The organism is Iodidimonas gelatinilytica (genome assembly GCF_008579125.1).
GTDB lineage: Bacteria > Pseudomonadota > Alphaproteobacteria > Sphingomonadales > Rhodothalassiaceae > Iodidimonas > Iodidimonas muriae.
The window spans coordinates 24,202-48,066 of record NZ_BKCL01000004.1; the positions used below are offsets into that span (position 1 = coordinate 24,202).

The 23,865-nt window shown below is 55.1% G+C and carries 23 protein-coding genes, 1 tRNA gene and 2 pseudogenes; 13 read left to right on the plus strand and 13 right to left on the minus strand.

What is annotated here, in order from left to right; translation table 11 throughout:
* The first annotated feature begins 1 nt into the window (after position 1).
* Entirely contained in the window at positions 2-316 is a 315-nt protein-coding gene (locus JCM17844_RS06525; protein WP_235898946.1) for a MarR family winged helix-turn-helix transcriptional regulator, read from the plus strand.
* Here JCM17844_RS06525 and JCM17844_RS06530 read toward each other — a convergent pair.
* The 6 genes from JCM17844_RS06530 to JCM17844_RS06555 all read right to left on the minus strand — a co-directional run bounded on the left by JCM17844_RS06530 (position 304) and on the right by JCM17844_RS06555 (position 6,819).
* Positions 304-1,503 carry an EAL domain-containing protein gene (locus tag JCM17844_RS06530; protein ID WP_150000221.1) on the minus strand — a complete coding sequence of 400 codons (1,200 nt, stop codon included), beginning with the start codon at positions 1,501-1,503 and terminating at the stop codon, positions 304-306. The genes JCM17844_RS06525 and JCM17844_RS06530 overlap by 13 nt on opposite strands.
* 17 nt (positions 1,504-1,520) lie before the next feature.
* On the minus strand, positions 1,521-2,567 hold the full coding sequence (locus JCM17844_RS06535; protein ID WP_150000222.1) for a transporter substrate-binding domain-containing protein: 1,047 nt from the start codon (positions 2,565-2,567) through the stop codon (positions 1,521-1,523).
* Between the two features lie 148 nt (positions 2,568-2,715).
* Positions 2,716-3,411 carry a TetR/AcrR family transcriptional regulator gene (locus tag JCM17844_RS06540; protein ID WP_210431506.1) on the minus strand — a complete coding sequence of 232 codons (696 nt, stop codon included), beginning with the start codon at positions 3,409-3,411 and terminating at the stop codon, positions 2,716-2,718.
* 100 nt (positions 3,412-3,511) lie between these two features.
* Positions 3,512-4,333 (minus strand): pyrroline-5-carboxylate reductase, encoded by an 822-nt coding sequence (proC, locus tag JCM17844_RS06545; RefSeq protein WP_150000224.1) that lies wholly within the window; start codon positions 4,331-4,333, stop codon positions 3,512-3,514.
* A 315-nt stretch (positions 4,334-4,648) separates the two neighbouring features.
* Positions 4,649-5,542, minus strand: coding sequence for a LysR family transcriptional regulator (locus tag JCM17844_RS06550; protein WP_150000225.1), 894 nt, complete (start codon positions 5,540-5,542; stop codon positions 4,649-4,651).
* A gap of 74 nt (positions 5,543-5,616) precedes the next feature.
* A complete protein-coding gene (locus JCM17844_RS06555) occupies positions 5,617-6,819 on the minus strand; it encodes a pyridoxal phosphate-dependent aminotransferase (protein WP_150000226.1) in 1,203 nt (400 codons plus the stop codon).
* Between the two features lie 254 nt (positions 6,820-7,073).
* On the opposite strand from JCM17844_RS06555, the gene JCM17844_RS06560 reads away from it, so the two are divergent.
* The 10 genes and pseudogenes from JCM17844_RS06560 (at position 7,074) to JCM17844_RS06595 (ending at position 16,721) form a co-directional block, all read left to right on the plus strand.
* Positions 7,074-7,694: a prephenate dehydratase domain-containing protein gene (locus JCM17844_RS06560; RefSeq protein ID WP_150000227.1), complete on the plus strand. Its 621-nt coding sequence runs from the start codon at positions 7,074-7,076 to the stop codon at positions 7,692-7,694.
* Entirely contained in the window at positions 7,694-7,879 is a 186-nt protein-coding gene (locus JCM17844_RS14650; RefSeq protein WP_210431507.1) for a hypothetical protein, read from the plus strand. Before JCM17844_RS06560 ends, JCM17844_RS14650 begins: the two co-directional genes overlap by 1 nt.
* A 5-nt stretch (positions 7,880-7,884) precedes the next feature.
* Positions 7,885-8,574: a hypothetical protein gene (locus tag JCM17844_RS06565; protein ID WP_150000228.1), complete on the plus strand. Its 690-nt coding sequence runs from the start codon at positions 7,885-7,887 to the stop codon at positions 8,572-8,574.
* Positions 8,575-8,814: 240 nt separating this feature from the next.
* Positions 8,815-8,985 (plus strand): annotated as a pseudogene (locus tag JCM17844_RS17205) (site-2 protease family protein); the annotation flags it as partial.
* A 170-nt stretch (positions 8,986-9,155) separates the two neighbouring features.
* On the plus strand, positions 9,156-9,776 hold the full coding sequence (locus JCM17844_RS14655; RefSeq protein WP_235898938.1) for a CBS domain-containing protein: 621 nt from the start codon (positions 9,156-9,158) through the stop codon (positions 9,774-9,776).
* Between the two features lie 79 nt (positions 9,777-9,855).
* Positions 9,856-10,620 carry an SDR family NAD(P)-dependent oxidoreductase gene (locus JCM17844_RS06575; protein WP_150000229.1) on the plus strand — a complete coding sequence of 255 codons (765 nt, stop codon included), beginning with the start codon at positions 9,856-9,858 and terminating at the stop codon, positions 10,618-10,620.
* 1 nt (position 10,621) lies between these two features.
* Positions 10,622-11,593, plus strand: a complete 972-nt coding sequence (locus JCM17844_RS06580; RefSeq protein WP_210431509.1) for a thiamine pyrophosphate-dependent dehydrogenase E1 component subunit alpha — start codon at positions 10,622-10,624, stop codon at positions 11,591-11,593.
* A 1-nt stretch (position 11,594) separates the two neighbouring features.
* Positions 11,595-12,569 (plus strand): alpha-ketoacid dehydrogenase subunit beta, encoded by a 975-nt coding sequence (locus JCM17844_RS06585; RefSeq protein WP_150000230.1) that lies wholly within the window; start codon positions 11,595-11,597, stop codon positions 12,567-12,569.
* A 125-nt stretch (positions 12,570-12,694) separates the two neighbouring features.
* A complete protein-coding gene (locus tag JCM17844_RS06590; RefSeq protein WP_150000231.1) occupies positions 12,695-13,498 on the plus strand; it encodes a DUF2189 domain-containing protein in 804 nt (267 codons plus the stop codon).
* A gap of 49 nt (positions 13,499-13,547) precedes the next feature.
* Positions 13,548-16,721 carry an amidohydrolase family protein gene (locus JCM17844_RS06595; RefSeq protein WP_150000232.1) on the plus strand — a complete coding sequence of 1,058 codons (3,174 nt, stop codon included), beginning with the start codon at positions 13,548-13,550 and terminating at the stop codon, positions 16,719-16,721.
* Positions 16,722-16,798: 77 nt separating this feature from the next.
* On the opposite strand, the pseudogene glyS reads toward JCM17844_RS06595, so the two are convergent.
* From glyS to JCM17844_RS06620, 6 genes and pseudogenes are all read right to left on the minus strand, one after another.
* Positions 16,799-18,819, minus strand: a pseudogene (glyS, locus tag JCM17844_RS17210) (glycine--tRNA ligase subunit beta).
* Positions 18,812-19,696, minus strand: coding sequence for a glycine--tRNA ligase subunit alpha (locus JCM17844_RS06605; RefSeq protein ID WP_150000233.1), 885 nt, complete (start codon positions 19,694-19,696; stop codon positions 18,812-18,814). Before JCM17844_RS06605 ends, glyS begins: the two are co-directional and overlap by 8 nt.
* An 84-nt stretch (positions 19,697-19,780) precedes the next feature.
* A complete protein-coding gene (locus JCM17844_RS06610; protein ID WP_210431512.1) occupies positions 19,781-20,626 on the minus strand; it encodes a S49 family peptidase in 846 nt (281 codons plus the stop codon).
* A 106-nt stretch (positions 20,627-20,732) separates the two neighbouring features.
* Complete coding sequence (locus JCM17844_RS14670; protein WP_210431513.1) at positions 20,733-20,882, minus strand: hypothetical protein; 150 nt, start codon at positions 20,880-20,882, stop codon at positions 20,733-20,735.
* Positions 20,879-21,529, minus strand: coding sequence for a tRNA1(Val) (adenine(37)-N6)-methyltransferase (locus JCM17844_RS06615; RefSeq protein WP_150000235.1), 651 nt, complete (start codon positions 21,527-21,529; stop codon positions 20,879-20,881). The genes JCM17844_RS14670 and JCM17844_RS06615 overlap by 4 nt, the downstream gene beginning before the upstream one ends.
* 68 nt (positions 21,530-21,597) lie before the next feature.
* Positions 21,598-21,828: a putative signal transducing protein gene (locus tag JCM17844_RS06620; RefSeq protein ID WP_210431514.1), complete on the minus strand. Its 231-nt coding sequence runs from the start codon at positions 21,826-21,828 to the stop codon at positions 21,598-21,600.
* A 362-nt stretch (positions 21,829-22,190) separates the two neighbouring features.
* Between JCM17844_RS06620 and JCM17844_RS06625 the strand changes: the two genes are divergently transcribed.
* Positions 22,191-23,126, plus strand: a complete 936-nt coding sequence (locus JCM17844_RS06625) for a polyprenyl synthetase family protein (protein ID WP_371863789.1) — start codon at positions 22,191-22,193, stop codon at positions 23,124-23,126.
* Between the two features lie 94 nt (positions 23,127-23,220).
* Positions 23,221-23,297, plus strand: a tRNA-Pro gene (locus tag JCM17844_RS06630).
* Between the two features lie 213 nt (positions 23,298-23,510).
* Here JCM17844_RS06630 and JCM17844_RS06635 read toward each other — a convergent pair.
* Entirely contained in the window at positions 23,511-23,723 is a 213-nt protein-coding gene (locus tag JCM17844_RS06635) for a CsbD family protein (RefSeq protein ID WP_150000238.1), read from the minus strand.
* Between the last annotated feature and the right edge of the window lie 142 nt (positions 23,724-23,865).

Below are 23,865 nucleotides of genomic sequence, written 5' to 3' on the forward strand. Positions count from 1 at the left end.
CATGATTGCCCGCAATCCCGGCCTGTCACTAACCGATTTACAGCATTTGCTAAGGGTGCGGAAACAAAGTCTTGCCCCGATAACGGACCATCTGGTGGCAAAAGGATTGCTGGATCTGCGTCCGGCCAGCCGTGACCGGCGCATGCGCCTTGCCACCCTGACCGAAAAGGGCCGCGATCTGGAACAACTGGTCTTTGCAACGATCCGCGACCGTATGGCCAATGCCTATCGCCATGCGGGTCCGCAAGCGGTTGGTGGATTTTGGGACGTTTTAACCGCTTTGGCCGGCGAAGACCCCAATGATCATGAAGGCTGATGAACAGCCGCTGGCTGGTAATCAGACAAAAACACGCCCAAGTCCTGTCGGTTCATTGGTTTTGCAATCACATAACCTTGCACCCGATCACAGCCTTCTTCAATCAAGGCCGCCAATGTGGCTTCGTCTTCTGCCCCCTCCGCCACCACAAAAAGCCCCAGATCATGGGCCAACTTTACCGTAGAACGAATGATTGCCCGATCTTTCTGACTATCCAGCATACGTGAAACAAAATGCCGGTCGATCTTCACTTCATCGGCAGGAAAGCTGCTGAGATAGGACAGAGAGGAAAAGCCGGTGCCAAAATCATCAATGGAAATCTGCATACCTTTTTTCTGCAAAAGCGTAAGCGCCGTCTTCAATGTCTCAGGATCAGTGGCAAAAGCGGTTTCCGTCAGTTCAGCAATGATTTGTGTCGGCTTTACACCATAACGGGCAAAATATCGGCTGAACTTTGACGGCATATCAGGATCGGACAAATCCTGAACAGAAAAATTGATGCTAACGGTCAGATGCGCCCAAGGCGGTGGCAAGGACGCCACCATTGCGCATATTTCGGCAAGCATTTTATCGGCCACCCGGTCGCTAAGGCCCGCTTGCTCCAATAGAGGGATAAATTTGGCTGGCGGCACCTGACCAAATTCGGGATGTTCCCAGCGGGCCAACTCTTCCAGTCCTATAATACATCCGGATTTCAGGTCAATCTGCGGCTGATAAACGGCCCTTAAACCTTCAATCTCATCACGGCGAAAGGCCCGCACGATTTTCGCATCCATGGGATCTGGCACCATGTCGGCATGGTACATCAACCAGGTTCTGCGGCGCGTCAGACATTGGGCCAAAGCCGTTTCCGCCTGTTGGGCAATCCCGTCCAGATTAACAGAGGCCGCCGGAACAATACTAAGGCCGCACTGAATTGAAGACCCGACATCATGTTCATCAAGGTCCACAGGGTCCAAAAGGGCCTGACGCCCAAGGCGGAGGATCGGTCGATCGGACAGCACGGAAAAAATCCCCCTCCCATAATAGCCATAGGCCTTAAATGATCCGGCAAGCAGCCGATTGGCCAATTTATGCACCAGACGTTCTGCCATCTTGCCACCATGAAGTCGGGACACATCTTCATAGTCAACCAGCTTCAAAAGGGCGAATTCCCAACAGTCTTCAGAATGGTCGCGACCAGCCAACGCACGTTCAGCCTTGATCAGGAATTCAGGCCGTAGCGGGAAGCTGGAAGTAAATTTCGCCCCATCAGGTCCCCAGGTTGGGGCTTGGCGGTCGTCTCCCCAGCGTCGACAATTTTGTCGGTTCCATCAATTTTTCCCCTCCTCTGCGACGCAACAAAATTCGCGGTCTGCCAAAAGAAATTGCGTTGATGTCGCCAGAAAAAAGCCCCGATAGCAAAGGCCAAAGCTGCGCCGATTAAGAACGCCGCGAAAGCCATTTGATCGCTAATACGGTTCCCGCTGCTCCAGGCTGTGGAAGGATCGAGATAGGTGCCCCAGTTCAGATAAATCTCGTTATAGTGCCCTTCGGATAAGGTTTCGGCAAAGGACAAGTTGAACCATTGGGCCAGATCGTCCCGATCCTTCCGCATGGCAAAGGCATAATCCACAGGCCAGAAAGGTGTTCCATAGCTTTTCAAATCAAGCTCATATTTAGCCAGTAAAAACATGCCCACGGCCGATGTCACCATAGCCAAATCAGCATGCCCATCCGACACTGCTTGCAAGGCTTCCAATGTTCCTTCCGTTTCAAAAATCGTAATGGAGAAATCAGACTCAAGCAGCAAATCATGGGCATAAGAGCGCTTTTCAACAGCGACCACATGACCCGCAATGTCGTGAATACCCGTTAAGCCCTGCTGGCCCGGTGCGGCAAAAAGACTATGTGTCAGATAGTAGAAGGGGCGCGAAAATTGAAATCTTTCAGTCCGGTATTTCGATACCAACATGGGGAGAATATCAATATCTCCCCGTTCGAGCCTGCCCACCAATCCAGGCCATGTATCGGTGACATAATGCGCTTCCCGCCCACTATTTTTCACCACGGCCCGACCTAAATCGACAAAGAACCCCTGCGGCTGCCCATTATCATCTTGCCATTCAAAAGGTGCATAATTGCGATCAAAACCAATGATAACGGGTGCCAACGGCTCCTCAGCTTTCCCGAAAACAGGGAAAAGGGTCAGTGCGAAAAATGCACCAACACAAAACAAAAAGAGCGCGCTTTGTCGCACCTGTTTCCCCATCCAGATATTCTACAACCATAAGGAGGGTAATGAGATATTATTAAGTAGTAATTAATATACACAGATTGAAAATACATATAATACGTGCACTCATAACAGAGAGCAGAAATGCTCCCTGCCTCTGGCATCGCATGGTTATTTTATGACATTATTGGCTGAGAGTTGGGCTCTTCCCACTCCCATTAGTTGTGTCTGACGGGGCAGGAGGTACGGATTCTGCAGATGGCGCCGATCCCCCGAAGGGACCACAAAACGGCCGCGAATAGTCCATAAGCCGCTCAGCGCGATCAAGCGACTCATTAAGTGCCGCCATGGTCTTGGAAAGATCGGCACTTTCATCTTGAAGCCAAATGCGTGCCGTGGGCAAAACCACGGTCAGCATGAAGCCATTGACCCGCGCAAAGCCGAAAGGCCCGGAGACACGCACCCCCGCAAGGCGCAAAGCCCGCGCCGACATGGTCATCAAAGCCTGCCCTGCCGTTGCCGCCAGAACAGGATTGGTGGGGGCCGAGCGCGCCAGTTCACGAATGGCAGCGCGCCACGGTGTGGCCGCATCAAAGCGGGCCATCACCAAGGCAAACAGCCTTTCGCGCGTGCTGTCATCCTCTTCAAAATCGGCAATGGCATCCATCATGGCGGCATTCAAATGCCGCGATGCCGCCACCAGAACAGACAGCAACCCATCGAATTCATGATAAAACTCGGCCTCTGTCACGCCGCAGGCTTTGATCACGTCTTTTACAGAGGTGGCGCGAAAGCCTTTTTCGGCAATCAAGGACAAGGTGGATTCGATCACACGATCACGAATCGTGCTCTTCTTCCCGGATGAACTGCGCTTTGCCATATCCTCACCCCATATTTTACAACACTGAAAATGGGCCATCCTTTTCACAATTTGAAAAGGTCTGGCCCTGTCTGTTTTATCCTACCACCATTATACGGCTTTATTTTGCCAAATCCTGCGATCTGCGCGTTGCAGCCCCGATTGCCTTTTCAAGCAAAGGTCCAAACCCTTCTTCTCCGCGCAAAATATCCAAAGCTGCAGCGGTGGTGCCGCCGGGACTCGTGACCTGCTCGCGCAATTCAGACGCGGTCATATGGGGGGATTGTTCCATCAAATGAGCCGCCCCAATGATCGTTTGCCGCGCCAATTGCGATGCCACATCATGGGGCAGGCCATGAACCACCCCTGCCGCTGCCATGGCTTCGGTCAGGGCAAAAATATAAGCCGGGCCGCTACCGGAAACACCGGTCACCGCATCCATCATGCTTTCATCATCCACCCACAAGACATCGCCTGCCGCCGCCATCAAATCCGATGCCAAAGCCTTTTTGGCTTGGCTCACAGCATTGGCCGCCACCGCCACCATCATGCCCTTGCCAATGGCAGCAGGGGTATTGGGCATCACCCGCACGCTGCTTTCAAAGACCGCCGCCAAAGAAGCCAGTTGAATGCCCGCTGCCACGGAAATGACCAACGGATCTTTTTCCGCCAGATGGGCAAGCTGCTCAACCGCCTGCCCCACCATATAAGGCTTGACCGCCAAGATGACCGCTGCCGGGGCAAGATCACGCGGCATTTCATCTATGGACGAAAAATGCCGCGCATCTGGTGCAAAATCAGGCTCTCCCGCCGGATCAATAGCCACAAATGCCTCTGGGGCAAGCCCGCGTTCCAGCCAGCCTCGCGCCATTGCCCCACCCATGCGGCCACAGCCCACAAGGACAAGGGGGTGTTGAGGGTCGAATGTTTTCGATAAATCCATAAAATACCTCCGTTCTTCGCATACCATGTTCCAAAGGGCTTGTGATGGGCAGAGACAAAAAAAAGCGGACCCGAAAGGGCCCGCTAAAGTCGCTATAGGGAGGTATCAAATGCCAACAATAAAGGCACAGATCTTAGAATGGTGACTAGGGGAGGACACACATTCCGAACCAACGGCCCTAAAAAGCGCCGTTGCCAGTCAAGCGCTGCACTGCAGCGTTCGAGAGGAAACTAGGAAATATCCGGCATCGCGTCGAGACAGAGAGTCAGCAATGGAGTTATGCACAAAACGCATAGCTATCCCCATGCGCCCGGTTCACATGATATTACCGGCCTTGCGCACCTGCTCGAAAATAAAATCCCGAAACAGCCCCACCCGTTTCGATCCCCTTAGTTCCTGAGGATAAACGAAATAGGTTTCAAAAGCAGGACCATCGATATCGGGGAGCAGCCGCACCAGACCCTTTCTGTGGCTGACCAGATAATCGGGAATGGCCGCCATACCAATGCCCGCCTCAATGGCTTGCAACACCGCATAGGTGTTGTTCACCTGCAAAACCGGACGGCGCTGTCTCCCATGGGCGCCCAAGGTCAAGGTCCAGTTGATATCCTTGATGGCTTCGGGCGGCGTCGGGCCATAAGTGATGATATCATGGTGATCCAGATCTTCCGGCGTTTTGGGCACACCTTTGCGCTTCAGATAGTCGGTAGACGCATAAATATGATGATTGATCTTCACAAAAGGACGCTGGATCAGGTCTGCCTGATGCGGGGCGTGAAAGCGGATCGCCACATCGGCATCGCGCTTGGCCAGATCCAGATCTTCATCGGCAAGATTAAGCTGCAGATCAATTTCAGGATAGCGCCGCACGAATTCCGTCAAATGCGGGGTTAGCCACACGGCGCCAAAGCTGATCATTGTGGTGACCACCAATGTGCCGCGCGGCGCGCCTTTGGCTTCCAGCAAACTTTGCTCTGCTGTTTCCAGCTTTTGCATCACTTCCCGCGCGGTGCGGAAAAGCTGCTCGCCTTCCTGTGTAAGCACAAGGCCCCGCGCATGGCGATTGAACAGAACAACATTCAGCGATTCTTCCAGCGCCCTCACCTGCCGGCTGGCGGCAGACTGGCTCACATGGAGCTTTTTGGCTGCCGTTGTGAAACTGCCTGCTTCGGCAACGATATGAAAGATTCGCAATCTGTCCCAATCCATCGCCTTGCCCCATCTGATCGCGCCACCCTGCGGAGGCTATCACCCTTTTTATGTACGACCAAAGCCCGGCCCCTTTATGAAAGAGCAGCGCAGGCCTTTTGGATCCGTGTGCAAGCCTCGGTCAAAATCGCCACACTGGTGGCATAGGACACCCGAAAATGCGGCGACAATCCAAAGGCTTCTCCATGCACCGCGGCCACCGATTGATGCTCCAGAAGGAAGGTGGAAAAATCCAGATCGCTTTCGATCACTTTCCCTTCAGGGGTGCGTTTTCCGATCACGCCGGCAATGGACGGATAAACATAGAACGCCCCGTCAGGCATTGGACAGGTAATGCCATCCGCCTCATTGAGCATCCCCACAACCAGATCGCGGCGCTCTTCAAAGGCGCGGGCGCGTTCGGCGATAAAATCCTGCGGGCCGGACAGGGCTTCCAAAGCCGCCGCCTGACTAATGGAACACGGGTTGGAGGTGGTCTGGCTTTGCAGCTTGGCCATGGTGCGCACGATGGTTTTGGGACCACCAGCATATCCGATGCGCCATCCGGTCATGGCATAGGCTTTCGACACACCGTTCATAGTCAGCACCCGATCATAAAGTTCGGGTGCCACCTGCGCCAAAGTGGTAAATTCAAAACCACCATAGGTGATATGCTCATACATATCATCGGACATCACATAAACATGGGGATGGCGCACCAGAACATCGGCCAAAGCGCGGATTTCATCCCGGCTATAAGCGGCTCCCGAAGGATTGGAGGGGCTGTTGAAGATCAGCCATTTGGTTTTTGGCGTGATCGCCGCTTCCAATGCCTGCGGCGTTACCTTCAGGCCGCTTTCCAGCGTGCTGTCGATAAAGCGCGGCACACCGCCAGCAATGATCACCATATCGGGATAAGACACCCAATAAGGCCGCGGGATCAAAACCTCGTCGCCGGGATTGATGGTGGACATCAGGGCATTGATGATCACATGCTTGCCGCCATTGGAAATGATCACCTGATCCGGGGTATAGTCCAACCCGTTTTCACGTTTGAACTTCTCGATCACCGCCGCTTTCAGTTCCGGCGTGCCATCGGCCTTTGTATATTTGGTATCACCGCGTCTTATGGCGGCGATCGCCGCTTCCTTGATATGATCGGGCGTATCGAAATCCGGTTCGCCCGCCCCCAGACCGATCACATCGCGGCCTGCGGCCCGCAGTTCGGCGGCTTTGGCAATAATCGCAAGAGTGGGAGACGGCTTGACGGAACGAAGGGCGCGTGAAAGTAAGTCCATGACTGGCTCGTAATTTCGAGGGGTTAAGCCGGGCCGACCCGGCACGATAAATGACGCAGGCAACCTAATCTGTGTGTCATATGCTGACAAGATCACAATAGCGCTGTGCATCAACATAAGGTAATTATTTATCATCTGACCTTGATGGATTGACTTTTTCGCCCCCAATTGGCACCCCGATAAACAATCATTGCAAAGCGATCTTTGCTCAAGCAGCCCCACGAAGCGCACCCTGCCCCAGCCTTGAGGATTTTATGAACAGCGCCCCCAATCGTCTCGGTTTCTTTGGCCCTGCAGGCACCTTTACCCACCAGGCCGCCCTTTTATGCGCCAATCCCGATGACGACTTGCTGCCCTTCGATCCCATCGACAAGGTTTATGATGCGGTTATGAACGGCCATGTGGACCGCGCTGTTGCCCCCATCGAAAACAGTGCCGAGGGCTATGTGCCGCCTTCGGTTGCACAATTATGGCGCTTGCGCGGGAAAATATTTGCGGTGGATCATGTGTCGATCCCGGTCACCTTTTCGCTTTATCGCAAAATCGGGGATCACACCCAGATGACCCGCCTCGCCGGCCATCCCATGGCCCTGCGGCAGGTATCGCACTGGATCGAGGCGAAGGCCGTCCCGACGCGGGAGGCCAGTTCCAGCGCACGGGGCCTTGAAATTGCAGCGAAAGGAGAACCGGGACTTTATGCACTTGGCCCCCCGGATGTGGGCGAGATGTTTTCTCTGGAAGAAGTTGAAGCACATCTGGAAGGGAAAACCGCCAATCGCACACGGTTTTTGGCTTTGGCAGCCGCCTCCGCGCCCCTCTCCGGCACGCGCTTATGCACCTGTGCCTTGATCCCGTTTCCCAATCCCAAATGCTGATGCGTGCCGGGCTGACACTGCGCAATTTTCAATGCACGCCCATCAAAACCGAAAATAGTTTGGGGGGATATGCCTATTTCTGCGAATGGGATCTTATGGCCCCGATCAACACGGACCGTGCCAGCGCCCTTGATTATGGCAACGATGGCTGGTTCATTGGTGTCTTGGGGACTATCCGGGGATAAGGGCCATGACCATCGCAGTGAAACATGTGGATACATTTGCTGCCTTTGCCATGTCGCTTGTTGCCACTGTTACGCTGATGTTTGTGGCCCCGCTCCTTGAAACGCTCGGCGTTACGGGAAAAATTCTTGCAAGCCTTGTGTCGCTGATTTCGTTTTATGCAGTGTTTGCACTGGTGCGGCGGCTGTTATTGAAGCTGGCCTTGAAGCATATTTTGGGGGACTGGATGTATGTCACCTATCCCCACCGCACCGATGAAGGCGAAGATTGCGATCCGGCCAAAGCCAATATCGATCCGGACAGTCTCGGTTTTGGCTATATGCGTTTTAGCACCGATGAAACGGGCCAGATCCGTTATTGCGTCGATCTGTTCAACAGCTTTCAATCCCTGTGCGATTATGTGTACCGCGACAAAGGCGGCGAAGATGCCATCGGCGATGCCATCAGTTTGGCCGCAGAACTCAACACCAACGGGCAGCGCATCCATCTTTTATATCATGCGCGCTTCATCGAAGCCGCAAAGCGCGACCGATATGGGCGGCTGTTTTTGAATGTCCGCCGCGATGGTTCCATGACCGGCACATGGAGTTCCGACATCGATGGTGCGCAAATCCTGTCTGTTGGACAAATGCGCGCCACACGCCCGGAACGTTTCCCCGGCTTTGCCAAAAATACATTCGGGGTTACAGTAAGTTGAGACAAAGCATACATAGCGGCACATGATATAAAAAGCTGTGCATGACCATCAATGGAAAGGCACCACAGCATGATCGATCATAATCTCACATTATTCACCTTGTTCGGCTTTCGCGTGCGCGCCAATCCCAGTTGGCTTTTATTGGCAGCCCTTATCACCTGGTCTTTGGCTGAAGGATTGTTTCCACAACAATTTCCGGACCTTCCCGCAACTTTGCATTGGTCTTTGGGTGTTGTCGGAATGATCGGATTGTTCTTTTCATTGCTGTTCCATGAATTCTCCCATTCCCTTGTGGCCCGCAGACGGGGCATGAAAATCGGGGGCATCACCCTGTTCTTATTTGGCGGTGTGGCCGAACTGACCGACGAGCCCCCCACGCCGCGCATCGAATTTGAAGTGGCGGCGGCAGGACCGATCGCCAGCGTGTTTCTGGCCCTTATATTTGGCCTTTTGTCTTTGATGGCGGCAGGCTGGGCGCCCCCGATTATTGGGCAGGGCTTTTGGGATATCTTGGAACCATCAATATCGTTTTGGCGGTGTTTAATCTGGTGCCGGGTTATCCTCTGGATGGCGGCAGACTGTTGCGCGCCTGGCTGTGGCACCGGCGCGGTGACCGGCTTTCCGCCACCCGCACCGCCTCCCGCTTTGGCAAGGGCTTTGGTTTGTTTTTGATCCTGCTGGGCATCTGGAGCTTTTTAAGCGTGGGGGCGCTGGGCGGCATGTGGTGGATTCTGATCGGCTTTTTCATCATGAGCGCCGCCAAAGCGTCTTATGACCAATTATTGGCCCGCTCCTTGTTTCACCATGTCCCGTTGGAGGGATTTGTGGTCAAAGCTCCGGTCTGTGTCGAGGCGGACCTGTCCATTGACCATTTCGTCAAAGACTATGCCTACCACCACCATTTCAGCCTTTATCCGGTGATGAAAAACGGCAAACTCGTGGGCTGCGTCCGCACCAGAGATGTGCAAACCATCCACCGCGACGAATGGGCCACATCCCCGCTATCCGACATCATGCTTCCCTTGACGGAAAAGAACAGCACCCCGCTTGAAAGTGATGCGGAACAGGTGTTGCAAGCCATGCAACGCCACAATAGCGGTCAAATGATCGTCCTCGACGGGGATCGGTTGGCCGGAATCATCACCCTGCGCGATCTGCTAGGGGCCCTTGAACTGCGACGCCAAATCGAAGGGGAAGGCTGACAAACACGCGTCTCCGGTTTATCTAGGGGCACTCATCGCCCAATTAAGAGATTGGGGCAGAAAAGAAAAGGCAGCATCCATGGATCTTCATTTGAAAGGCAAGCGCGCGCTGATCACCGGAGCCACGCGCGGCATTGGCCGGGCAACGGCAGAGCTTTTGGCACAGGAAGGCTGCCATATCGCCTTTTGCGCCCGTAGTCAGAAGGCGGTGACTGAAGCCGTTTCGGCCCTTCAAAGCCACGGCGTGCGGGCTTATGGCACGGCTGTCGATATTTCCAATGTCGCGCACTATCGCGCCTGGCTGGCTGAAGCGGTCAATGATTTGGGCGGGCTGGATATTTTCGTCCCCAATGTATCCGCTGGCGGTGCTGGCGGTACCGGAGATGCGCCTTGGGTCGCCAATTTCGAAGCGGATCTGATGCATACGGTGCGCGGCTGTGAGGCTTTGATGCCGCATCTGGTAAAATCCGAAAGCCCCGCCATCGTGATGATGGGCACCATTGCCGCCGTAGAAACCTTTGTCGCACCTAGCTCCTATGGGGCCATCAAGGCGGCGCTGATGACCTATGCCAAGCAGCTTGGGCAAGCGGTCGCCCCGCATGGGGTGCGCATCAACACCGTCTCGCCCGGCCCGGTTTATTTTGAAGGCGGCGATTGGGACCGCGTCAAAACCGAGATGCCTGATTTCTTCAAACAAATGGAAGCCAATTGTGTGCTTGGCCGCATGGCATCGCCCGTTGATGTTGCCCGCGCCGTGGCCTTTCTTGCAAGCCCCATGGCTGCCATGATCACCGGCACCAATCTGATCGTGGATGGCGGCTTTACCAAAAGGGTTCAATTCTAAGATGCAACTGCCCCGCGATACCCTGCTTCGCTTATGGCGCACCATGGTGCGTATCCGCGCCTTTGAAGAGCGCTTGATCCTTGAAAACCGCAAAGGAGGCATTGCCGGGCATTTGCATCTCTATATCGGACAAGAGGCCATCGCCACCGGCGTCTGTGCGCATTTGACCGATGAGGATGCCATCACCTCCACCCATCGCGGCCACGGCCATGCCTTGGCCAAAGGATGCGATGCCAACGGCATGATGGCGGAAATCTTTGGCCGCGCCACGGGCAGTTGTGCAGGCAAAGGCGGCTCCATGCATATCGCCGATCCAAAACGCGGCCATTTGGGAGCCAATGGCATTGTGGGAGCCAATGCGCCCCTCGCCTTGGGGGCGGCCTTAAGCGCCAAAACCCTTGGCACCCACGGGGTATCCGTGGCGTTCATCGGTGATGGCGCATCCAATCAAGGGGCCGTGTTTGAATCCATGAATATGGCCGCCGCCATGGCGCTGCCTGTCCTGTTCGTGATCGAACAGAATGGATATGGGGAATATACCCGCACCGATGCGGTCACCGGCACGGCCGATCTGGCCGCACGCGCCGCCAGCTTCGGGATGCCCGCCCAAAAGATCGATGGCACCGATATATTTGCCGTTTATGATGCCGCACAAAGCGCCATCCATCATGCCCGCACCGGCCTTGGCCCTACCACCTTGGTGGCGACAGCCCCGCGATTCGGCGGCCATTATGAAGGCGACAATCAGGCATATCGCTCGGTATCCGACATGCAGAAAGCCCGCGACCAACAAGATTGTCTGGCCCTTTATCGCAACCGCATTCTGGAAGCGGGCCTGTTGGAAGCGCGTGATCTGGATGCGATCGTTCATGCGGCCCATGCGGATATGGAACACGCCGCCCAACAAGCCCGTGCTGATGCCCCGCCCGCGCCAGCCACCTTGTTGACCGATATTTATGCGAAAGCTTTGTGACATGCGGATCAAGTCTTATAGCGAAGCCCTGCGCGATGCTTTGGATCAGGAAATGGCGCGCGATCCTCGCGTGATCATTATGGGCGAAGATGTGCGCCCCGGCGTGATGGGCGTGACACAAGGGCTTTATGATACATATGGCCCCACCCGTGTGATCGATACGCCGATTTCCGAAACCGCCTTCATCGGGGCCGCCATCGGGGCCGCCATGACCGGCTTGCGCCCGGTGGTGGAATTGATGTTTTGCGATTTCGCTGGCGTTTGCTTCGACCAAATTCTCAATCAGGCGGCAAAATTGCGCTATATGACCGGTGGGCAGATTAGTCTGCCTTTGGTAATCCGCACCACCATGGGCGCAGGCGAACGCGCCGCCGCCCAACATAGCCAATCCCTGCACCATTTGTTCACCGCGATCCCCGGCTTGAAAACCGTGGTGCCTGCCACCGCAGAAGATGCCGCCGGACTGTTGCTCACCGCCATCCGCGACCCCGATCCCGTGATCTTTTTTGAAAACAAAATGCTCTATGACAGCCAAATGTCTGTCTCTGATCCGGCCATCGCACTTCCTTTCGGCAAGGCCCATCTTTTGCGCGAAGGTGATGATCTGACCATTGTGGCGCTCTCACGCATGGTCGGCTTTGCACGCACAGCCTGCGACGCGCTTGCGCAAAAAGGCATATCAGCCGATCTGATCGACCCCCGCACCACCCAGCCTTTGGATGAAGCGGCGATCCTTGGCTCTTTGCAGAAAACCGGGCATTTGCTTGTGGTGGATGAAGGCTCGGCCCGCTGCGGCATGGCTGCCGATATCGCAAGCCTTGCCGCCAGCAAAGGCTTTCATAGTCTCAAGGCTCCGGTGCAGATGCTGACACCGCCACAAACCCCTATCCCCTTTGCACCGGAACTGGAAGATGCATGGCTGCCCTCTTCTCGCGACATCGAAAAAGCAGCCTGTACCCTGCTCCAGAAGGCCTGATGATCTGCTTGTGGCACAAACCTTGGCAAGCGCCTCATTTTAAGGGACACTGTTTACAGCAGGGGGACGGGATAAAATGAAGACAAAGCCCCCCTTTTTGACGTGAATCTTTTGGGAGGTTTGTCATGAATGCGATTGGCGCACAGTCCTCATCCGGTCCGCCACGGCCCGTGATTGTTAAAATCAGCTCTGAAGCCCCGTGGACATGGCTAACCAAGGCATGGACACAGATACGGCAGGCCCCCGGCATCACACTTGCTTATGGATTGGGCTTTGCCCTTATTTCCATGGGTTTGGCGGCCTTGCTTGTGCTGGCGGATCTGGGTGTCTTGATCCTGCCTTTGGTGGGTGGGTTTTTATTGTTGGGGCCGATGCTGGCTGTGGGCCTTTATGAAACCGCGCGGCGATTATCGGCGGGCAAACCTATTACATTCAAGCAAGCTTTGTTTGTAAAAACCGCTGCCCCCTCGCAACTTGCCTTCATCGGCGTTTTATTGCTTCTGGCCTATTTTGCGTGGGTCCGCATCGCCATGCTGCTCTTTGCCTTTTTCTCTGGCATTGGCGGCGAATTTCCACCCCTTGACGTGTTCATTTCCAATCTGTTTTTCACCTTTGATGGCATTGCGCTTTTGGCCAGCGGCACCATCGCAGGCGGGATCATCGCCTTTATCATCTTTGCCATGAGCGCCATTTCCATCCCCCTTTTGCTGGAGCGCGATCTGGATGCGATCACCGCCGTTCTGGCCAGCATCGAAGCCGTACGTGAAAATTTCGCGGCAATGCTGCTATGGGCCTGGTTGATCTTGTTGCTGATTGCCTTTGGCGTGGCCACCGGCTTCATTGGCCTGATCCTTACCTTTCCGCTGGTGGGTCTTGCCACATGGCACGCCTACAAGGATCTGGTGAAAGAACCGGATAGCCCGCAATAACCCACCGCCATAATCAAAAAAGACCGCAATAAGAATAGAGGACCGTATCATGCGCAGACTGGTTAGCCTGATTGCCCTTTTGGCACTCCCTTTAAGCGCCGTTGCTCAGGAAAAAGACACAGATAAAGCATCCGAAAAGTGGGATGTGCAGAACCCGCCCGGCACCCATAAGGACGTGCAAATCGATGTGCAGGAAGGCACATGGATGAGTCTGGATGTCAGCCCCGATGGAAAAACCATCGCTTTCGATCTTTTGGGCGATATCTACACCATGCCCAGTACCGGCGGCGAAGCCACCGCCATTGCTTCGGGTCTGGCGTGGGAAATACAGCCGCGCTTCTCTCCCGATGGCAGCAAGATCGCCTTCATTTCTGATCGCGCCGGCGGTGAAAATGTGTGGATCATGGATATTGATGGCGAAAATCCCCGGCAACTCACCAAAGAAAGCTTCCACCTTTTAAACAATCCATCCTGGAGCCCGGACGGCCAATATATCACCGCCCGCAAGCACTTCACCACACGCCGGTCCTTGGGCACCGGCGAGGTGTGGCTTTATCATGTGACAGGCGGCACGGGCCTCAAGCTGGTGAAGCGTCCCAATGATCAGTTCCAAAAGGAACAGGGCGAGCCGATTTTCTCGCCTGATGGCCGGTATATTTATTTCACCCGCAATGCGTCGCCGGGCAACCGCTTCATCTATGCCCAGGACAGCAACACGGCCATTTTCGAAATCCGCCGCTATGATATGGAAAGCGGCGAGGTGGACACCATCGTTTCTGGCCCCGGCGGGGCTGTGCGGCCCACGCCTTCACCGGATGGGAAATATCTGGCCTTTGTGCGCCGCATCCGGACACGCTCGGCCTTGTTCTTAAAGGATCTGCAATCCGGGGCAGAATATCCGATCCATGATGATCTGGATCAGGATATGCAGGAAACCTGGGCCACCCAAGGCGTTTATCCCAATATGGACTGGATGCCGGACAGCCAGTCCTTGCTGTTTTGGGCCGGTGGCAAGATCAACCGCATCGATGTGGGAAGCCGCACTGTTTCGCAGATTCCCTTCCATGTGGCGGACAGCCGGTCGGTGATCGCCCCGCCACGCTTCAAGGTCGAGGTAGCCCCCGATCAGGTGGCCGCAAAAATGGTCCGGTTTGCCGCCCAATCCCCAGATGGCAAGCAGGTTGTGTATGAAGCCTTTGGCAAGCTGTGGATCAAGAACGGCGATAATCCACCCCAAAGACTGACCCGCGATGAAGGTGCGCAGTTCGAGCTGTTCCCCGCCTTTTCCCGCGATGGCAAAAACATCGCCTTCGTCACATGGGATGATACGGAACTGGGCCGGGTGCGCATGGTGAAGGCATCGGGCGGAAAATCGAAAGTCCTGAATGACCAGCCGGGCCATTATCGCCGTCCGGTATTTTCACCCGATGGGTCCATGCTGGTGGTGGAACGCGGCAAAGGCGGTTATCTGACCGCCGATACATGGTCGATGGAACCGGGGCTTTACCGCCTGTCCATCAAGGGCGGCGAAATGGTGAAAATCACCGATAAAGGCCGCAACGCCCATTTCGGAAAAAGTGGCGACCGTTTGTTCTTCACCACAGACGGCAAAGACCATGAACTGGTCAGCACCACATTGGATGGCCGTGACAAACGCGTCCATGCCAGCGCCAAATATGGAACCGGCTTTGCAGTATCGCCCGATGGCCAATGGCTGGCCTATAGCGAAGGCTACCAGATTTATGCCATGCCCTTCCCGCCTTCGGGGAAATTGACGCTTTCGCCGAAAGCAAAAGCGGTCCCCATGACCCGCGTCACCAAATCCGGTGGGGCGTTCATGACATGGTCGGCCGGCAATCAATTGGGCTGGAGCATCGGGCCAAAGTTCCAATCTGTTGCCATGACCGATGTGTTTGCCGATGATTTTGTACCATCGGACGACGGGATAACTCTCAGCATCACAAAGCCTGCCGATAAGCCGCAAGGCATGGTGGCCTTAACCGGCGCGCGCATCATCACCATGAACGGGGACGATGCGGTGATCGAAAATGGCACGATCCTGATTGAAGAAAACCGCATCAAAGCCATTGGCCCGAACGACGATATAGACATTCCCGCAGATGCCAAACGCGTCGATGTTTCAGGCAAAACCATTCTGCCCGGTTTTGTGGATATCCATGCCCATGGCTCCCAAGGCATGGATGGCATCATCCCGCAGCAGAATTGGGATCAGCTTGCCCATCTGGGCCTGGGTGTGACCACGGTGCACGACCCCTCCAACACAGCCCAACATGTGTTTGCAGCCAGCGAATATCAAAGGGCTGGCCTGATCCTTAGCCCCCGCACCTTTTCAACGGGGGAAATCCTTTATGGCGCCAAAAGCGAATATCTTGTGGACATCAAAAGCGCCGAAGATGCCCGCAATGCGGTGAAGCGCCTGAAAGCGCAAGGGGCGATTTCCGTTAAAAACTATAACCAGCCGCGCCGTGAACAACGCCAGATGGTGGTGGATGCCGCCCGTCAAGAAGGGCTGATGGTGGTCGCTGAAGGCGGCTCGCTTTACCATATGGATCTGTCCATGGTTGCCGATGGCAATACAGGCATTGAGCATAATGTGCCCGGCGAGCGCTTTTATGAAGATGTCTTGCAATTCTGGAGCCAGACAGAAGTGGGCAACACGCCCACATTAGTGGTCACCTATGGTGGCTTATCGGCGGAAACCCTGTTCTACCAGCGCGACGATGTATGGACGCACCCGTTATTGAGTAAATATGTGCCGCCCCATATCTTGGAGCCGCGCAGCATTCGCCGCACCAAAGCGCCCATGCGCGATTATCAAACGTTGTTTGATAGTGTCGCCAATGCCAAACGCCTGATGGATCGCGGTGTCTCCATCCATTCCGGCGCCCATGGTCAACGGGAAGGCATGGGCACCCATTGGGAGATCTGGACCTTCGTGAAGGGCGGCATGACCAATATGGACGCGCTGAAGGCCGCAACCATCAACCCGGCGCGTTATATGGGCATGGATGGGGATATCGGTTCGCTGGAAAGCAACAAGCTGGCGGACCTGATTATTTTGGACAACAACCCCTTAGAGGACATCGAAGCCACCGACGATCTGAATATGATCATGCTCAATGGCCGGCTTTATGATGCCGAAACGCTGGATGAAACCATCACCGGCGACCATGACACAAAGCCGTTTTATTGGCAGAACTAAAAAAGAAGCGGCCATCCCTCGGATCTTGTCCGGGGGATGGCGCATAAAAAGCGGGATCGGTGCCCAGGCCGCGTCCCTTAGCCCTCGATCTTCGAAAAGTCCGCCACCTGATCCACCGCTGTGCGGATTTGCGCCAGCAAAGCCAGGCGATTTCGACGCAGCTCGGGATCGTCGGCATTCACCGTTACATGATCGAAAAACGCATCAATGGGCGCGCGCAAAGACGCCAAAGCCCGCATGGCTGCGGCGAAATCTTCCAATTCCAGCGCTTTGGCGGCTTCCTTGCCGGCAGCACCCAGTTTCTCGAACAATGTCTTTTCATCCAAGCCGTCAAACAATGCCGGGTCTACCGTGCCCCAATCGGCGGTTTTGTCTTTCTTGCCTTCGATTTTAAGGATATTGGCGGCGCGTTTATATCCGGCCAGCAAATTGGCTCCGTCATCGGATTTCAAGAACGCATCCAGCGCCGAAACCCGCGCCAAAAGCCGCACCAGATCATCTTCCCCGCCCAACGAGAACACCGCATCGATCAAATCGTGCCGCATGCCTTTTTCGCGCTGCTGCACTTTCAAACGATCCGCGAAAAATTCAAGCAAGCCGTTCGAGGCATCCAGATAATCACCCAGCTTCAACCGTAGCCCGTTTTCCACGATCAGGCGGATCACACCAAGGGCCGCCCGTCTTAATGCAAACGGGTCTTTGGACCCCGTGGGTTTTTCATCAATGGCGAAGAACCCGGTCAGGGTGTCGAGCTTTTCCGCCAGTGCCACGCAGATGGAAACCGGATCCTGCGGGCAGCGGTCCTCTGGCCCTCTGGGCGCATAATGTTCTTCAATGGCGCAGGCGACATCGGCATGTTCCCCCTGCGCTTCGGCAATTCTGCGGCCCACAAGGCCCTGCAATTCAGGGAATTCCCCCACCATGCCCGTGGTGAGATCGGCTTTCGCAAGAACAGCCGCGCGGCGTACCTGATCGTCCGGGGCTTTCACCGCCTTTTGTGCCAAGCGTACGGCCAAAGCTCGATACGCCCAACCCGTTCGGCCAGCGTGCCCAGCTTTTCATGGAAAATAATGTCGGACAAGGCATCAACACGGTCTTCCAGTGGCCGTTTCAGGTCCTGTTCCCAGAAAAACCGCGCGTCCGACAAACGGGCCGATAAAACCCGTTCATTGCCCGCCACAATCATCGCGCCATCATCGCTGGCTTCGGTATTGGCCACACAAATGAAATTAGGGGCCAGTTTTCCGCTTTTCGGATCGCGCAAGGAAAAGAACTTCTGATGCACCTTCATAGAGGTAATCAGCACCTCGGCAGGTACAGATAAAAAGGCCGCATCAAAGCGCCCCAAATAAGGGACCGGCCATTCGGTCAAGCCTGCATTTTCATCCAGAAGCGCCGCATCTTCCACCAGTTCCAGCCCGTATTGTGAAGCCAGCGCCTGCGCCCGGTCATGAATGACCTTCCTGCGATCCGCCGTATCCAAAAGCACATGGGCGGCTTTCAATTTGCTTTGGTAATCGGCAAAATTTTCAACGGAAATAGTGCCTTGGGACAAGAAGCGATGGCCACGGGTTTCTTTACCGCTTTTGATATTTTCCATGGTCACAGGCACCACCTGCCCGTCCAGCAATGCCAATATGGACAAAAGCGGGCGCACCCAACGTAGCTCGGATGTTCCGGCACGCATGGATTTGGGCCACGGGAAATTGCGAATGATATCGGGCACAATATCGGCCAATACATCCGCCGTCTTCCGGCCTTTCTGTTCGATTTTAGCGAACAAGAATGTGCCTTTTTTCTCGACACGTTCTTCGATCACCGCCCCTTCGGGCAAGGAGCCCTTGAATCCGGCAATGGCCCGTTCCGGCGCATCGACCCGAGGGCCGCGGCGCTCTTCAAGCATATCGGGCTGCGTTTCGGGCAATCCATCCACCACCAGCACCAACCGGCGCGGCGTCACATGGCTGTGCATCGCCACAATCTGCACATTCGCCGCCTTCAAGGCATCGGCCATCAAGCGTTCAAGATCACCGGCAGCCCGCGCCTGCATCCGCGCGGGAATTTCTTCCGAGAACAGTTCCAGCAAAAACTCAGACATGAGCGGCCTCCTCATGCGCGGCCCAGCCTTCGGCGCACATTTTTGCCAATGCGCGCACACGCCCGATATAGGCCTGTCGTTCCGTTACCGAAATGACCCCGCGTGCATCGAGAAGATTGAAGCTGTGGCTGGCCTTGATGCACTGGTCATAAGCAGGCAACACCAAATTCTGCGCAACCAGTGCCGCACATTCCGCTTCTGCATCGCGGAAATGCTGCAACAAAATATCGGTGGACGCATGCTCGAAATTATAAGCAGAAAACTGCTTTTCGTTTTCCAGGAACACCTCGCCATAGCTGACGCCATGCCCGTTGAAATCAAGGTCATAGACATTGTCCACGCCTTGCACATACATGGCCAAACGCTCCAGCCCGTAGGTCAGTTCGCCAGAAACCGGGCGACAATCGATCCCGCCTACCTGCTGGAAATAGGTGTATTGTGTCACTTCCATGCCATCGCACCACACTTCCCAGCCCAGGCCCCATGCCCCCAATGTCGGGCTTTCCCAATCATCTTCCACAAAGCGGATATCATGGCGGTCCATATCAATGCCGATGGCGGCCAAAGACCCCAGATAAAGATCCTGCATATCTGCGGGATTGGGCTTCAAGATCACCTGATACTGATAATAATGCTGTAGTCGGTTGGGGTTTTCCCCATAGCGCCCATCGGTCGGGCGGCGGCACGGCTGCACATAAGCGGCGCGCCAAGCCTTGGGGCCAAGGCTGCGCAAGGTGGTTGCCGGATGAAAGGTGCCTGCCCCCACTTCCAGATCATAAGGCTGCAAAATCACACAGCCATGCTCTGCCCAATAACGGTGCAAGGTCAAGATAAGGCCCTGAAAGCTGCGTTTCGGATCGGTGGGATCTAAGGTCATGAAATGGTTCTCGGATATAGTCTAAAGGCGCGCGGACAGTAGGCAGCGCTGCGCTTTGGGTCAAGTCAACGCGAACATGCCAGTCTATAGGCCGAAGCGGTTCCACATCAAACGCGCTTCGATGGCGGCTAAAAGATCATTGGCATAGCCTCCGGCATCCGCATCCGATGCCTGGCTTCCGCCACCGCCAAAGACCCCGGACAACAAGCCTTTACGCGCCGTGATGGTACGAAATTTCACTTTCTTTCCAAAGCGCTGGCGCAATAATGTGCGCATATCTGCCACCGCATCCACAAGCCCCAATGCCACCGCCTGACGGCCCAGCCAGACATCGCCGCTAAACAGCCCCGGCGCATCCGCTTTCAAGCGACGCCCTCGCCTGTCAATAACGATCTCTTTGAAATAATCATGGATTTGCGCCTGCAGATTTTCGATCCACGTCACATCTTCGGGCTTTTGTGGAGAAAAGGAATCAAGCCGCGCCTTGTTTTCCCCTGCAGTATAAAGCCGCCGGTCAATGCCCACTTTTTCCATCAGGCCGGTAAAGCCGAACCCGGCAGCCACCACGCCGATCGAGCCGATGATGGATGCCTCATTTACGAAAATCTCGTCTCCGGCGAGGGCCAGCATATACCCGCCCGACGCCGCCACATCTTCGGTAAAGGCCAATACGGGCACATCTTTTTCCCGCGCCAGATCACGGATTCGTTGCAGAATCTGGGCCGATTGCACCGGCGATCCGCCCGGCGAATTGATCACCAACGCCACCGCTTTCAATCCGCTTTGGGAAAAGGCCTGGTCAATCTGCGGAGCGGCAGAAGAAAATGTAACGCCGGGCTTGAAGCGGCTGCTCATGCCGATCGGCCCCGTGAAGCGCAAAACGCTGACAACGGGCCGCCCGCGCCCGATCAATCTGCCGAAAAAGCTCACCTTTACACTCCCTATTGGCCAAAACAGTGCCCAAAGGCAGTCATAGCCCGTTCGGGACATGCAAATAAAGGGGCATCGCATATATCCGGCAGGGATTGAGAGCGTCCTAGCGCTGGGGGTGCATCAACCGCGACCAACCGGCCCGGCTCAAATCAATATTCCGGGCATCGCGCAACACTGCTTCTGTCTGCTCTGAAAACGCCCCGCCGGGATCATGCAACACCAGACCCGGCATGTGCATCGCCGTGCCTTTCATGCTTTTCTGGCCTGTACAATCACCCGTTTGGCGGGCAATCCAGCTTTCGGCCATAAGGGGAAAACAGCCATTTCCCCCGCCCGCCCATAAAGCAGCGCAATCAGTTCATCCAGCCGATCCGCCCGATGAATAAAGCTGACGGTGCCTTTATCGCACACCATATCAAGGCAAAAGCGCACCCAATCACCCAAGACCGCATCTTGGTCGATAAAAGCGCGGGCGCGGGTTTTTGTGGGCGGCGCAAAACACGTGCGTTCTTCAAAATACGGGGGATTGGCCATGGCATGGTGGAATTGTCCCCGTCCAAGAACGGCTGGCCGGTCGGTCACATTGGCGTTTAGAAAGGCCACCCGATCTTCAAAGCCATTCAACGCCGCATTGCGCTTTGCCAAATTCACCATATCCGGATCGATGTCTATGCCGGTAAGCGCCACATCGGGGCAGCGTGCCGCCACGCAAAGGGCCGCGCCGCCGCTTCCCGCCCCGGCTTCGATCACCCGCTCCCCGGGCCGGGGGGCCATCACGGACGCCAGCAAAACCGTATCGATACTAACCCGAACGCCGCGATGAGGCTGCAACAGACGCACGCGCCCACCAAGCAAAAGATCTTCCGTCAGCCCTTCGGCATTGACCTTATGGAGCGCCATATATGGTCCGTTTGCCCCCTTTGATCCGGGTTCTCCGCATCATCCATGGTGCCAGGATGCCAGACATCTTATGCCCCATCCTTCGCCAAGTCCTTTTCCAGACCGGCATCCACCAACAAGGCGCGCGCTTTTTTGTAATCCCCGTCCATCACCATCAGCCGACGCGGAATCGCCCCGATACTGCCTTCAATGATGCTGACATTGCGATCGAACAGATCACAATCGATTTTGGCATCCTTCAACAAAGATTGAGCATAAGAGAGAAGAACGGGGTTTGTCGTCGTCAACAAGGTGCGCACAGAACCTCCTGATGGGCAAAAGACAAGCATTAAAAACGAATAGCCCGCCGGTTTCGTTCAAAAAACAAGGGCTTGAACAGCCTCCATTATAGCCAGATTCGCCGCCCCCGGCAAAGCTGTGATCTAAATTGAAATGGAAAGCACTTGTTTTGCACGGCCACCCCCCCCTATTTTGCCTGCACGTGCTATGACTTTCCTGCACATACTGTCATAAGATGCAACCAGCATCACCAAAATATCAGCGGATCAGCCCAAGGAGACACCGTGCTCATATTGCGTCAATCGATAAGCACAGAAAAGGTCATGGTGCCACATCTGTCGATGAGGCGCTCGACAGCTTGCAAGCGCTGGTCACCGAAGATATGGCGCGGGTCAATGAAACCATCCTCGCACGGATGCACAGCCCCGTTGCCCTGATCCCGCAATTGGCCGGACATCTGATCGCTTCGGGCGGCAAACGCCTGCGCCCCATGCTCACCCTCGCAGGCGCACGGCTTATTGGCTATGAAGGCACTCGCCACACCAAACTCGCCGCCTGTGTGGAGTTCATTCATACCGCCACCTTGCTGCATGATGATGTGGTGGATGACAGCGATCTGCGGCGCGGCAAGGATTCGGCCAATGTGCTGTGGGGTAACAAGCCCAGCGTTTTGGTGGGGGACTTTTTGTTCTCCCGCGCGTTTGAACTGATGGTGGAAGATGGCTCCTTGAAGGTCTTGCGCCTGCTTAGCCATGCCTCTTCGGTGATTGCCGAAGGCGAAGTGCTGCAATTGTCCATCTCGAATGATTTGGAAACACCGGAAGAATCCTATCTTCAGGTGATCGAAGCCAAAACCGCAGCGCTGTTTGAAGCGGCAACCCAAATCGCCGCCGTGGTGGGGGAACGCCCGGAAAATGAAGAAGTGGCGCTGGCAAGCTTTGGCCGCAATTTCGGCATCGCCTTTCAGCTTGTGGATGACGCCCTTGATTATTCCGCCCATCAGGCAACCCTTGGCAAATCTGTGGGCGACGATTTCCGAGAAGGAAAGATTACCTTGCCGGTGATTCTGGCATATCGTCGGGGATCGGAAGACGAACGGGACTTTTGGAAACGCACCATCGAGGATATGGATCAAAAAGACGGTGATCTGGGCCATGCCTTGGCCTTGATGGACAAGCACGGGGCCATCACCGACACCATCGAGCGTGCCCGGCATTATGGGGCCATTGCCCGTGATGCTCTGGCCATTTTCCAGGATAGCAAAACCCGGCAATTGTTGAATGATATTGTGCGCTTCTGTGTCGAGCGTGCCTATTAAGCTCCAGTGCTTGAACCGCGGGTTGAAAACAAATAAACGCGAGGGCTTGCATCGGCCTTAAAGCCCCGCTATATAGCCGATCCTGCGTTTCTGTCGGGGAGTAGCTCAGCCTGGTAGAGCACTGTGTTCGGGACGCAGGGGCCGGAGGTTCGAATCCTCTCTCCCCGACCAAACAAGAAAAGGCTCAGCCAAATATGGCTGAGCCTTTTCTTTTGTCCCGGTTTTGCTCCCTCCCAAAGCCAGCAAAAGAAAGCACAGTACGGCACTATATCAGCCCCTTATGCGGTTCTCTGGAAAATACCGCCCGGCCCGGTGAGACAACCAAGACCTAAAAAAAACCGCCCATCCCATGGGCGGTCAAAGTAAGGGGATTGTGGTCAACTCTTAACGGTGGCGGTCTTTGTATTTCCGCTCGAACTCTTCAAGTTCATGCTCGGCCTGTTGTTTGGAACGCCCATATTTTTCCTGAATTTTCCCGGCCAATTTTTGGCGATTGCCTTCAATCTGGTCCAATTCATCGTCGGTGATCTGGCCCCATTTGGCCTGCACATCACCTTTGATCTGTTTCCATTTTCCTTCAAAGATATTCTTTTCCATAACAGCCTCCATTGCTGAGAACGCGGATATCTCGACTAACGTTTTCGTGAAGGATAAGTTCCGGTGGCTGCCAAAAAATAATCGCGCCTTTGCTTTTTTCGCAAAGATGACCCGATGCGTCTCTTTTGGAAATATAAGAAGA

Excerpts from the sequence above, each read along its gene's own strand:
- JCM17844_RS06605 (WP_150000233.1), bottom strand. The coding sequence starts at position 19,696 with ATGACCTTAGATCCCACCGATCCGAAACGCAGCTTTCAGGGCCTTATC.
- JCM17844_RS14670 (WP_210431513.1), bottom strand. The coding sequence starts at position 20,882 with ATGAAAGGCACGGCGATGCACATGCCGGGTCTGGTGTTGCATGATCCC.
- JCM17844_RS06575 (WP_150000229.1), top strand. The coding sequence starts at position 9,856 with ATGGATCTTCATTTGAAAGGCAAGCGCGCGCTGATCACCGGAGCCACG.
- JCM17844_RS06615 (WP_150000235.1), bottom strand. The coding sequence starts at position 21,529 with ATGGCGCTCCATAAGGTCAATGCCGAAGGGCTGACGGAAGATCTTTTG.
- JCM17844_RS06525 (WP_235898946.1), top strand. The coding sequence starts at position 2 with ATGATTGCCCGCAATCCCGGCCTGTCACTAACCGATTTACAGCATTTG.
- JCM17844_RS06590 (WP_150000231.1), top strand. The coding sequence starts at position 12,695 with ATGAATGCGATTGGCGCACAGTCCTCATCCGGTCCGCCACGGCCCGTG.
- JCM17844_RS06565 (WP_150000228.1), top strand. The coding sequence starts at position 7,885 with ATGACCATCGCAGTGAAACATGTGGATACATTTGCTGCCTTTGCCATG.
- JCM17844_RS06580 (WP_210431509.1), top strand. The coding sequence starts at position 10,622 with ATGCAACTGCCCCGCGATACCCTGCTTCGCTTATGGCGCACCATGGTG.
- JCM17844_RS06560 (WP_150000227.1), top strand. The coding sequence starts at position 7,074 with ATGAACAGCGCCCCCAATCGTCTCGGTTTCTTTGGCCCTGCAGGCACC.
- JCM17844_RS06595 (WP_150000232.1), top strand. The coding sequence starts at position 13,548 with ATGCGCAGACTGGTTAGCCTGATTGCCCTTTTGGCACTCCCTTTAAGC.
- JCM17844_RS06625 (WP_371863789.1), top strand. The coding sequence starts at position 22,191 with ATGGCGCGGGTCAATGAAACCATCCTCGCACGGATGCACAGCCCCGTT.
- JCM17844_RS06555 (WP_150000226.1), bottom strand. The coding sequence starts at position 6,819 with ATGGACTTACTTTCACGCGCCCTTCGTTCCGTCAAGCCGTCTCCCACT.
- JCM17844_RS14650 (WP_210431507.1), top strand. The coding sequence starts at position 7,694 with ATGCGTGCCGGGCTGACACTGCGCAATTTTCAATGCACGCCCATCAAA.
- JCM17844_RS06540 (WP_210431506.1), bottom strand. The coding sequence starts at position 3,411 with ATGGCAAAGCGCAGTTCATCCGGGAAGAAGAGCACGATTCGTGATCGT.
- JCM17844_RS06550 (WP_150000225.1), bottom strand. The coding sequence starts at position 5,542 with ATGGATTGGGACAGATTGCGAATCTTTCATATCGTTGCCGAAGCAGGC.
- JCM17844_RS06535 (WP_150000222.1), bottom strand. The coding sequence starts at position 2,567 with ATGGGGAAACAGGTGCGACAAAGCGCGCTCTTTTTGTTTTGTGTTGGT.
- JCM17844_RS06635 (WP_150000238.1), bottom strand. The coding sequence starts at position 23,723 with ATGGAAAAGAATATCTTTGAAGGAAAATGGAAACAGATCAAAGGTGAT.
- proC (WP_150000224.1), bottom strand. The coding sequence starts at position 4,333 with ATGGATTTATCGAAAACATTCGACCCTCAACACCCCCTTGTCCTTGTG.
- JCM17844_RS06585 (WP_150000230.1), top strand. The coding sequence starts at position 11,595 with ATGCGGATCAAGTCTTATAGCGAAGCCCTGCGCGATGCTTTGGATCAG.